Here is a 3,695-nt window from a genome sequence, read left to right as displayed (position 1 = left end):
AAATTTATGAAAAAAAAAGAAACAAGTTACCTCCCGGACAAGAGGTATTTACTGAAAATGATTTTGACGATGAAATTTATCGTGGTATTGATATGTTTGACTTCTATGCAATTGTCTGCCAATGCTTTTGCTCAGCAGTTATCTATCCGGATGGAGAATGCAACCTTTAAAGAAATTGCACGGGAAATTGAGAAACAAACAGGGCTGACTTTTTTGTATAGTGACATGAAAGTAAGTAATTTGAAGAAGATAAGTTTAGACTTGCAGAAGACCGATGTGGCTGCTGTATTGGATAAATGTCTTCAAGGTACAGATCTTTCTTTTAAAATTGTAGAAAATACGGTTGTGATTATTCCGGCTGAAACTGTTTCTGTATTCCCACAACGAAAAATGACTGTAAAGGGAATTGTTGTGGGAGAAGATGGAACTCCTTTGCCTGGAGTAACGATTGTTATTAAAGGGACACAGATTGGAACTTCATCGGATGTCCAGGGAAAATTCTCTTTGGATATGACTGATACGAAAGATGTGATTTTGGTGTTTTCGTTTGTAGGGATGGAGAAAAAGGAAATACCGGTGACTGATGAGAAAGAGCTTAAAGTGGTGATGGCTGAATCTTCTGAAACCATTCAGGAAGTGATTGTGACGGGTATTTTTGAACGTAAGAAAGAGAGTTTTACCGGTTCTGCGACAACCTATTCAGCCGATGATCTGAAAAGGGTAGGTAATCAAAATGTATTGCAGAGTTTGAAGAGTCTGGATCCTGCTTTTACATTACTTGAAAATAATGATTTCGGGTCTGATCCGAACCGTTTACCGGATATTGAGATACGGGGAAAATCGAGTATTGTCGGCGTGAAAGAATCCTTGGCTATTGACCCTAATCAGCCCTTATTTATCCTGGATGGATTTGAGACAACATTACAGACGATCGTGGATCTGGATATGGAGCGTATTGCTTCGATCACCATTCTGAAGGATGCTGCTTCTACGGCAATTTATGGGTCTAAAGCAGCAAACGGTGTTGTAGTAGTGGAAACCAAAAAACCGGAACAAGGAGAATTGAGAGTAACCTATACAGGTAACTTCAATATTACGATGCCTGATCTGTCCAGTTATAATTTGATGAATGCCCGGGAAAAACTGGAATTTGAAGTATTGGCTGGACGTTATGCTGTTGCTGATGGATCGTCTTCAGATGTGAAGGATATGGAAGAACTTTACAACCAACACCAAAAAGAGGTGGCCCGGGGGGTGGATACTTATTGGCTGGGAGAACCTTTGCGGATAGGTTTTAATCATCGGCATTCCTTGTATGCTGAAGGTGGGGATGCCAATATGCGTTATGGTGCCGGACTGAGCTACAATGGGATTACCGGAGTGATGAAAGAATCGGAAAGGAAAGTTTTCAGCGGGAATCTGGATTTACTGTACCGGAAAAATAAGTTTCAATTCAGTAATAAGCTGACTATTAATCATACCAGTTCCGGAGATCCGGTGGTTGCTTTTTCAGAATATGCGAAAGCAAATCCTTATTATGAAAAGAAGCCGGATGGAAGGGTGGAAAAATGGCTGGAATATAAAGAGGAGCTGATTGAATCGCCGAATCCGCTTTGGAATGCCAACCTGAATAGCCGGGCACTTGACCGTTCTTTTGGAGTAACCAATAATTTTAGTGCTGAATATAATCCTTTGACTTCTTTAAAAATCCGGGGACGTTTCGGGATTACAAAGACGATAAATGAATCGGATGATTTTCTGTCGCCGGAAGATACTTCTTTTGATGACACAGAAGAGCTGAAGAAAGGATCTTTGGCTTATCAGAATGGGAAAAACCTGCAATATGAGGGGGAGTTGACGGTGACTTATGGGGCTGTCCTGGCTGAAAAACATCGGTTGAATCTGGTAGGCGGTGGTAATTTCAGTGCAACGGAAACAGAAACTAACGGCTATTCGGTGATCGGTTTCCCGAATGGAAATTATGACACTCCTGCTTTTTCGAAAGGATATCCTGAAAATGGGAAACCTGTTTTTAGTGAGAGTAAGAGTAGGGCTATGAGTGCTTATATGAATGGTGGGTATGCATATGATAACCGTTATCTGTTGGATTTGACCTACCGTTTGAGTGGATCTTCTGTTTTTGGGACAAATAAGCGCTATACCAATACCTGGTCTGCGGGATTGGCCTGGAATCTGCATAATGAGGCTTTTATCAAAGGAAATCTGGACTGGTTTGATCTGTTGAAACTGAGGGCTTCCATCGGTAATCCTGGCAATCAGAATTTCTCAGCCTATCAGACTTATACGACCTATGCTTTTTCCAACCGACAACGGAATTATTTTGAACCGGCCGTACTGTTGAGCGGATTGGGAAATCCGGATTTGGAATGGCAGACAACTATGGACCGGAATATCGGTATGGATTTGGCTTTCTTTGGCAACAAAGTGATGCTGAACATTGATTATTACAATAAGAAAACCGATCCGGTACTGGCTGATATCAGTATTCCCAGTTCTGTCGGGGTTACTTCTGTACTGACAAATGTTGGTGAACAGACCTCTAAAGGACTCAATGGTACTTTAACCGTTTCGCCGATATACCGTCCTGCAGACCGGGTCATCTGGTCGATCCGTTATAATTTCCGGACAGAGAAATCAAGATATGACAAGATCGGAAATAAACTGGATAAATTTAATGAAAATGGAAGTAATACCAATCTGAAACGTTATTTTGACGGAGCCAGTCCGGATGATTTGTACGCTGTACGTTCGGCCGGAATCGATCCGGCTTCCGGAAATGAGATCTTTATTAAAAAAGACGGTACCTATACTCTTGATTATAGTTATGAAGATGAGGTGAAAATCGGTGTCGACCGCCCTAAAATCGAGGGAATATTCGGCACTTCTTTTACTTACAAAGGGTTTAGCTGTAATGTGGATTTTCGTTATCGCTGCGGAGGACAGATGTTTAACAGTGCATTATATGATAAAGTAGAGAATATTTCGGCGAATGATTTGAACTATAACCAGGATAAGCGGGCCTTATATAATCGTTGGACTACGCCAGGACAACAGGCTGAATACAAGAAGATTTCCCTGACTTCAACCACGCCGATGTCTTCCCGTTTTGTTCAGGATGATAATACTTTATCACTGGAATCTCTTCGGGTGGGATATGAATTTGATTCCAAACGGATCAGCCGGCTTGGGTTGCGTTCTTTACGGCTGAATGCTTATATGAATGATGTATTTAAAATTTCGTCGATTAAGACAGAACGGGGAATTGAATATCCGTTTGCACGTTCCGTATCATTTTCTGTTTCAGCATCATTTTAAGGATAATAAAATTTAGGATTATGAGGAAAATAAAAAATATTATGAGAATTGTTGCGGTGAGCCTGGCGATTCTGTCGGGTGCCTGCAATAACTGGCTGGATGTAAAACCTGCAGACAGAGTAACTGAAGATCAGGTGTTTACTTCTGAGAGTGGCTTTTGGGGGGCTCTGAATGGAATATATACGGAGTTTTTGAGTACCGATCTTTACGGAGGAGCTTTGGGACATGAGCTGGTTGAAATTATGGCACAGCGCTATAATATTACAAGTACTCAGCAAAATTATAATCAATTGTTGACTTACGCTTATTCCAGTGATTATGCGAAACAAAGATTGCAATCTTGCTGGGAGGCTGCCTAT

Annotated in this window: 1 protein-coding gene and 1 pseudogene; both read left to right on the top strand. The window is 41.2% G+C overall.

Going from position 1 to position 3,695, the window contains the following annotated elements:
• Positions 1-3,336 (top strand): SusC/RagA family TonB-linked outer membrane protein (locus tag WS34_RS14235; protein WP_353743270.1); only part of this gene is annotated, 3,336 nt, incomplete at its 5' end.
• A 20-nt stretch (positions 3,337-3,356) separates the two neighbouring features.
• Positions 3,357-3,695: pseudogene (locus WS34_RS14230) on the top strand (RagB/SusD family nutrient uptake outer membrane protein); the annotation flags it as partial.

The organism is Odoribacter sp. N15.MGS-14, assembly GCF_000980245.1.
In the GTDB taxonomy this organism is placed as follows: Bacteria; Bacteroidota; Bacteroidia; order Bacteroidales; family Marinifilaceae; genus Odoribacter; species Odoribacter splanchnicus.
This window is presented reverse-complemented; position numbering and strand designations above follow the sequence as displayed.